The sequence below is a fragment of the Streptomyces sp. NPDC048290 genome, from assembly GCF_040652095.1.
GTDB lineage: Bacteria > Actinomycetota > Actinomycetes > Streptomycetales > Streptomycetaceae > Streptomyces.
Window position 1 is genome coordinate 389,391 of record NZ_JBEZLM010000007.1, and the last position, 7,179, is coordinate 396,569.

A 7,179-nucleotide genomic window follows, 5' to 3' on the forward strand; every position below is an offset into this window, starting at 1 on the left:
CATGACCGGTGGGACCGGCGGGACCGGTGAGGCGGGCAGGGGCACCGGGCGGCCCATCCGGGTCCTGGTGGTCGAGGACGACCCCGTCGCCGCCGACGCCCATGTCATGTACGTCGGGCGGGTGCCCGGCTTCACCGCGGTCGGCAAGGCGCACACCGGCGCGGAGGCGCGGCGCGCGCTGGAACGGGAGCCGGTGGATCTGCTCCTCCTCGACCTCCATCTGCCCGATGTGCACGGACTCCAGCTCGCCCGGTCGCTGCGGGCCGCCGGGTACCACGCGGATGTCATCGCGGTGACGTCCGCGCGGGATCTGACCGTGGTCCGCGAAGGGGTCTCGCTGGGGGTCGTGCAGTACGTGCTGAAGCCGTTCACCTTCGCCACGCTGCGGGACCGGCTGGTGCGGTACGCGGAGTTCCGGGCGTCGGCGGGGGAGGCGAGTGGTCAGGACGAGGTGGACCGCGCCCTCGCGACGCTGCGGGCGCCGGGGCCGGCGGCGCTGCCGAAGGGGTTGAGCGGGCCGACGCTGGAGCGGGTGACCGGTGTGCTGCGTCGGTGTGAGGAGGGGCTCACCGCGGCGGGGGTCGCCGAGGCGGTCGGGATCTCGCGGATCACCGCGCGGCGGTATCTGGAGCATTTGGTCGACGCCGGGCGGGCGGGGCGGAGCCCGCAGTATGGGCAGGTGGGGCGTCCGGAGTTGGTCTATCGGTGGGTACGGGGGGCTCCGCCGGGGCGAGGTGTGTAGGGCGCCGTGGGCTGTACGGTTTTTTCCCACCCACCCGCCCGTCTCGGCCAGCTGATCAGCGAGGTCGCCCTTCTCCTGGGCGGGGTGTGCGACGCGCCGCCCGCTGCCCAGCATCTCCCACCCACCCGCCCGTCTCGGCTTGTTGATCGGTTCGGTTGGCCTTGCGGTGGGCGGGGTGTGCAAGGTGGCGCCTGCTGCCCAGCTTTTCCCACCCGCCCGCCCGTCTCGGTCTGTTGATCAGTTGCCGTCGGGCCTTTTCTGGGCGGAGTTTGTAGGGGCCGTCCGCTGCACGGGTTTCCCACCCGCCCACCCGTCTCGGCCAACTGGGCGGCCAGGTCGTTCTGTTCACGTCCCGAACGGGTGGGTGGGTGGGTAAGCGGCCTGGGTGCCGGGGGCTGTGGCAGCTCGGGGTCGGGTGGGGAGGGGGTATGCCGGTTCGCGGGCCGAATGGGTGGGTGGGTGGGAAAGCGGCTGGTGCCGGGTCACTGTTCCGGCCCCGGACGGCTTACGTCGGGCGGAGCCATATCGTCGACAGTGGGGGGAGGGTCAACCTGATGACGTCCCCGGTTCGCTTGGTCACGTCGGGGACTGGGACGTCGCTTCCGCCGTACCGTGCGGCGTCCGTGGTGAGGCACGTCTCCCAGGCCGGGACGTCGGCCGGGACGGTGATGGTGTAGTCAGCGCGGACCACGGGGGAGAAGTTGCTGATGGAGAGCAAGGGCGGGGAGCCGTCCGACCCCCGGCGCAGGAACGCCAGGACGTTGTCCTCGGCCGCCGCCTCCCCGAGCAGCCACTCGAAGCCCGCCGGGTCGGTGTCCCGCTGCCACAGGGCCGGGGTGCGGGTGTAGAGCGTGTTCAGGTCCCGTACCAGGTCCCGTACCCCTCGGTGGTCCGGTTCCGCGCCGTACTCCGGGGACAGGAGCCACCAGTCCGGGCCACGCGCCTCCGACCATTCCGCGCCCTGCGCGAACTCCTGGCCCATGAACAGGAGTTGCTTGCCGGGGTGGGCCCACATGAAGGCCAGGTACGCGCGGAGGTTCGCCCGCTGCTGCCACCAGTCGCCCGGCATCTTCGACACCAGGGAACGCTTGCCGTGCACCACCTCGTCGTGCGAGATCGGCAGCACATAGTTCTCGCTGTACGCGTACACCATCGAGAACGTCATCTCGTGGTGGTGGTGCTTGCGGTGGACGGGGTCGTGGGACATGTAGGACAGCGAGTCGTGCATCCAGCCCATGTTCCACTTCAGGCCGAAGCCCAGGCCCCCGGCGTCCGTGGGGCGGGTCACCCCGTCCCACGCCGTGGACTCCTCCGCGATGGTCACGACCCCCGGCACCCGGCGGTACACCGTCGCGTTCATCTCCTGGAGGAACGCCACCGCGTCCAGGTTCTCCCGGCCGCCGTGCTCGTTCGGCGTCCACTCGCCCGGCTCGCGGGAGTAGTCGAGGTAGAGCATCGACGCCACCGCGTCCACCCGCAGCGCGTCGATGTGGAACTCCTCGCACCAGTACACCGCGTTCGCCACCAGGAAGTTCCGTACCTCGCGGCGGCCGTAGTCGAACTCCAGCGTCCCCCAGTCCGGGTGCGCCGCCCGCTGCGGGTCCGCGTGCTCGTACAGCGGACGCCCGTCGAACTCCGCCAACGCCCACTCGTCGCGCGGGAAGTGCGCCGGGACCCAGTCCATGATCACGCCGATCCCGGCCCGGTGCAGTGCGTCGATGAGGAACTTGAAGTCGTCGGGCGTGCCCAGCCGGGCCGTCGGGGCGTAGAAGCCGGTGACCTGGTAGCCCCACGAACCGCCGAAGGGGTGTTCGGCCACCGGCATCAGCTCCACATGTGTGGAGCCCAAGTCAGCGACATAGGAGGGGAGTTGGTCCGCCAGTTCGCGGTACGTCAGTCCCGGGCGCCAGGACGCCAAATGGAGTTCGTAGACCGACAGCGGGGCCTCGTGCGCGGGTCTGGCTCCTCTGCGGGACAGCCACTCGCCGTCGTCCCACTCGTATGCCGACCGGGTCACCACCGACGCCGTCTCCGGCGGGACCTGGGTGCGGCGGGCCAGTGGGTCGGCGCGCAGGGTCTTCGAGCCGTCGGGGCGGGTGATCTCGAACTTGTACAGCTCGCCCTCCCCGACGCCCGGTACGAACAGCTCCCACACCCCGCTTCCGCCCAGCGACCGCAGCGGGAAGCCGGTGCCGTCCCAGTGGTTGAAGGAACCGGCGACCCGCACGCCCCGGGCGTTCGGCGCCCACACGGTGAAGCGGGTGCCGCTCACCCCCTGGTGGGTCATCGGCTCGGCGCCCAGCGCCTCCCACAGCCGCTCATGACGGCCCTCACCGATCAGATGCAGATCCAGCTCACCGAGGGAGGGGAGGAGACGGTAGGGGTCGTCCGTCTCCAGGACGGTCGCCTCGTACGTCACCTTGAGGCGGTACTCCGGTACGTCCTTCAGCGGCAGCAGGCCCGAGAAGAAGCCGTCGCCCTCGTCGTGCAGTGCCGCGCTCAGCTCCCCGGCGACGACCGTCACCGCGCGGGCGTACGGGCGCAGCGCCCGGACCACGATCCCCTCGGCGGTCGGGTGGGCGCCCAGGACGCCGTGCGGGTCGTGGTGCGTACCGGCGAGGAGCCGCTCACGGTCGGCGGGGTCGGTCGGGTACGGGGTCACGGACGGAGCCTCCTCGGGAAAGGGAAAGGGAAAGGGAAAGGGGCAAGGGTCGCTGGGGGAAGCCGGGCGTCATACAGCGGACGTCAGCCGGACGTCAGCCGGGCCACCGCCGACAGCGGTACCCCCAGCCAGTCCGGCCGGTGCCGTGCCTCGTACACGACCTCGTACACCGCCTTGTCCGTCTCGTACGCGCGCAGCAGTACGGCGTCGGCGCGCGGGTCGGCGCCCGTCACCTCGGCGTAGCCCGCGCAGTACGCGTCCCGGCAGGCGCCCGCCCAGGCCGCCGCCGTGTCCTCGGGCACCGGAGGGCGGGCGGAGCGGGCCGCGTAGTCGAAGGAGCGCAGCATTCCCGCGATGTCCCGGACCACGGGCTGCGGCATCCGGCGTTCGGCGAGCGGCCGGGCCGGTTCGCCCTCGAAGTCGATCAGCGACCAGCGGCCGGACGGGTCCCGCAGGCACTGGCCGAGATGCAGATCACCGTGGACGCGCTGGGCCGTACGGCTCCCCGGCGCGATCCCGGCGAGCGCGTCGAACGCCGCCCGCAGTCCGGGCGCGTACGGCAGCAGCGCGGGCACCGCCCGCACCGCCGCGTCCAGCCGCCCCCGCATACCCGCGACCAGCGGTTCGAGCTGGGCCGGGCCGAGGGTCACCACCGGCAGCGCGCGGGCCAGCGTGGTGTGGACGTCGGCGGTGGCCCGGCCCAGTTCACGGGCCTCGGCGGTGAAGTCCTGGCCCTTGGCCCGCTCGCGCAGCGCCAGCTCCCAGCCGTCGGTCACCCCGGGCAGGAACGGCTGGAGCACACCGAGCACCAACGGTTCGCCGCCCAGGTCGGCGCGTATCCAGCCGGTCGGCGCGGGCACCCGGGCGCAGCCCTCGCGGGCCAGTGCGAGGGGCAGTTCCAGGTCGGGGTTGACGCCCGGGGCGATCCGGCGGAAGAGCTTCAGGACGTACGCGTCGCCGTAGACGACGGAGGAGTTGGACTGCTCGGCGGTGCTCAGCCGGGGGACCAGACCCGGCGGGATCGCCGCCCCCGGCTCCGCGTCCTCGTCCCGCTCGAAGCGGAGCCCGCCGATGCGGGCCCGGGAGCGCAGGGCTTCCAGGAGCACCTCGGCGGGCCGGGGGTCGTACAGGGCGTCGTACACCGTGCGTCCGGCGAGCGGGCCCTCGGTGACATGGCCGATCAGCGCGGGCGCCAGCCGGGGCGGCAGCGCCTCGCGCGTGCCTATGAGGAGCTGGTAGCAGTCGCCGCGCGGCGGCTGATGGGCCCGCACCAGCAGGTGGTACAGGCCGATCCGGCCGCCGGGCGGCAGCAGTTCGGTGGCGGCGACCAGGGAGAAGCCGCTGACGGGACGTCCCTTTCCGGCGAACCAGCGCTGCCGGGGCAGCCATGGTCGCAGCAGTGGGTCCAGGGAGGGGAGCAGCCCGGAGGCGGCCGAAGCGGCACGGGTGACGGCTTCCGATTCCGACATGGCGTGCGTCCTTTCCCCGGGGGCGGGGTGTTCCGTATGCGTGTGCCCGGGGCGAGGCGGGGGAACCACCCCGCCCGGGTCCTGCACCTACACGGTGTCCTGGCGGAGCCGGAACCAGTAGAAGCCGTGTCCGCCGAGGGTCAGCAGATACGGCAGTTCACCGATGGACGGGAACCGCACCCCGCCGATCAGCTCCACCGGATGGCGTCCCGTGAACGACCGCAGGTCCAGCTCGGTGGGCTGGGCGAAGCGGGAGAAGTTGTGCACACACACCACGAGGTCGTCCTCGTACTGCCGGGTGAAGGCCAGTACGGCGGGGTTGGTGGACGGGAGTTCGGTGTAGGTGCCGAGGCCGAAGGCGGGGTTCTGTTTGCGGATCTCGATCATGCGGCGGGTCCAGTGCAGCAGCGAGGAGGGCGACGACATGGACGCCTCGACGTTGGTGACCTGGTAGCCGTAGACCGGGTCCATGATGGTCGGCAGGAAGAGCCGGCCGGGGTCGCTGGAGGAGAATCCGGCGTTGCGGTCGGGGGTCCACTGCATGGGGGTACGGACGGCGTCGCGGTCGCCGAGCCAGATGTTGTCGCCCATGCCGATCTCGTCGCCGTAGTAGAGGATCGGCGAGCCGGGGAGGGAGAGGAGGAGTGCGGTGAAGAGTTCGATCTGGTTGCGGTCGTTGTCGAGGAGGGGGGCGAGGCGGCGGCGGATGCCGATGTTGGCGCGCATCCGGGGGTCCTTCGCGTACTCCGCGTACATGTAGTCGCGTTCCTCGTCGGTGACCATTTCGAGGGTCAGCTCGTCGTGGTTGCGCAGGAAGATGCCCCACTGGCAGGTGGAGGGGATCGCGGGGGTCTTCGCCAGCACCTCGGAGACGGGGTAGCGGGATTCGCGGCGGACGGCCATGAAGATGCGGGGCATGACGGGGAAGTGGAAGGCCATATGGCATTCGTCGCCGCCGGCCGTGTAGTCGCCGAAGTAGTCGACCACGTCCTCGGGCCACTGGTTGGCCTCGGCCAGCAGGACCGTGTCCGGGTAGTGGGCGTCGATCTCCTTGCGGACCCGTTTCAGCAGTTCATGGGTGGCGGGGAGGTTCTCGCAGTTGGTGCCCTCCTCGGCGAAGAGATACGGCACGGCGTCCAGCCGGAAGCCGTCGATCCCCAGGTCCAGCCAGAACCGCAGCGCCGAGAGGATCTCCTCGACCACCGCCGGGTTCTCGTAGTTGAGGTCGGGTTGGTGGGCGAAGAAGCGGTGGAAGAAGTACTGCTTGCGGACCGGGTCGAAGGTCCAGTTGGAGACTTCGGTGTCGACGAAGATGATGCGGGCGTCGCCGTACTGTTTGTCGTCGTCGGCCCACATGTAGTAGTCGCCGTAGGGGCCGGTGGGGTCCTTGCGGGACTCCTGGAACCACGGGTGCTGGTCGCTGGTGTGGTTCATGACGAAGTCGATGATGACCCGCATCCCGCGCTGGTGGGCGGCGTCCACGAACTCCACGAAGTCGGCGAGGTCGCCGAACTCGGGGAGGACGGCGGTGTAGTCGGAGACGTCGTAGCCGCCGTCGCGCAGCGGCGACTTGAAGAAGGGGGGCAGCCAGAGGCAGTCGACGCCGAGCCATTGCAGGTAGTCGAGTTTGGCGGTGAGGCCCTTGAGGTCGCCGACGCCGTCGCCGTTGCTGTCCTGGAAGGAGCGGACGAGGACCTCGTAGAAGACCGCGCGTTTGAACCACTCGGGGTCGCGATCCTGGGCGGGGGTGTCCTCGAACGTGTCCGGGACGGGCTCATTGACGATCATTGGGGGGATGACCCTCCGATCTGCGGGGTGGACGGTCGCAGGACGGTCAGGATGTGCGCGGGCCGGACGCCCGGCTCCAGCCGCACATAGTTGGCCCTGCCCCAGTGGTAGGTCTCGCCGGTGAGCAGATCGCGCACCGGCACGGTCTCGTGCCAGTCCAGGCCGAGGCGCGGCATGTCCAACGAGACCGTGGCCTCCTGGGTGTGGTGGGGGTCGAGGTTGGCGATCACCAGAACCGTGTTCGGTCCCGAGCGCTTGGAGTACGCGATCACCGCTTCCTGATCGGCGTGGTGGAAGTGCAGATCGCGCAGTTGGCGCAGGGCCGGATTGGTGCGTCGGATGGTGTTGAGGCGGGTGATGAGGGGGGCGATGGTGTGGCCGTCGCGGGCGGCGGCGTCCCAGTCGCGGGGCCTGAGCTGGTATTTCTCGGAGTTGAGGTATTCCTCGCTGCCGGGCGCCTGGGGGGTGTTCTCGCAGAGTTCGTAGCCGGAGTAGATGCCCCAGGTGGGGGAGAGGGT

Annotated in this window: 4 protein-coding genes and 1 pseudogene; 1 reads left to right on the top strand and 4 read right to left on the bottom strand. The window is 70.7% G+C overall.

From position 1 onward, the window contains the following. Position 1: 1 nt before the first annotated feature. A complete protein-coding gene (locus AB0D49_RS15340; RefSeq protein WP_362756938.1) occupies positions 2-742 on the top strand; it encodes a response regulator in 741 nt (246 codons plus the stop codon). Positions 743-1,247: 505 nt separating this feature from the next. On the opposite strand, the gene glgB is transcribed toward AB0D49_RS15340, so the two are convergent. From glgB to AB0D49_RS15360, 4 genes and pseudogenes are all read right to left on the bottom strand, one after another. Beyond that, positions 1,248-3,404 carry a 1,4-alpha-glucan branching enzyme gene (gene glgB, locus AB0D49_RS15345; protein ID WP_362756851.1) on the bottom strand — a complete coding sequence of 719 codons (2,157 nt, stop codon included), beginning with the start codon at positions 3,402-3,404 and terminating at the stop codon, positions 1,248-1,250. A gap of 83 nt (positions 3,405-3,487) precedes the next feature. Continuing rightward, complete coding sequence (locus AB0D49_RS15350; protein WP_362756853.1) at positions 3,488-4,873, bottom strand: phosphotransferase; 1,386 nt, start codon at positions 4,871-4,873, stop codon at positions 3,488-3,490. 87 nt (positions 4,874-4,960) lie between these two features. Continuing rightward, on the bottom strand, positions 4,961-6,661 hold the full coding sequence (gene treS / locus AB0D49_RS15355; RefSeq protein WP_362756856.1) for a maltose alpha-D-glucosyltransferase: 1,701 nt from the start codon (positions 6,659-6,661) through the stop codon (positions 4,961-4,963). Further along, positions 6,658-7,179 (bottom strand): annotated as a pseudogene (locus AB0D49_RS15360) (alpha-1,4-glucan--maltose-1-phosphate maltosyltransferase); the annotation flags it as partial. The pseudogene AB0D49_RS15360 and the gene treS, both read right to left, overlap by 4 nt.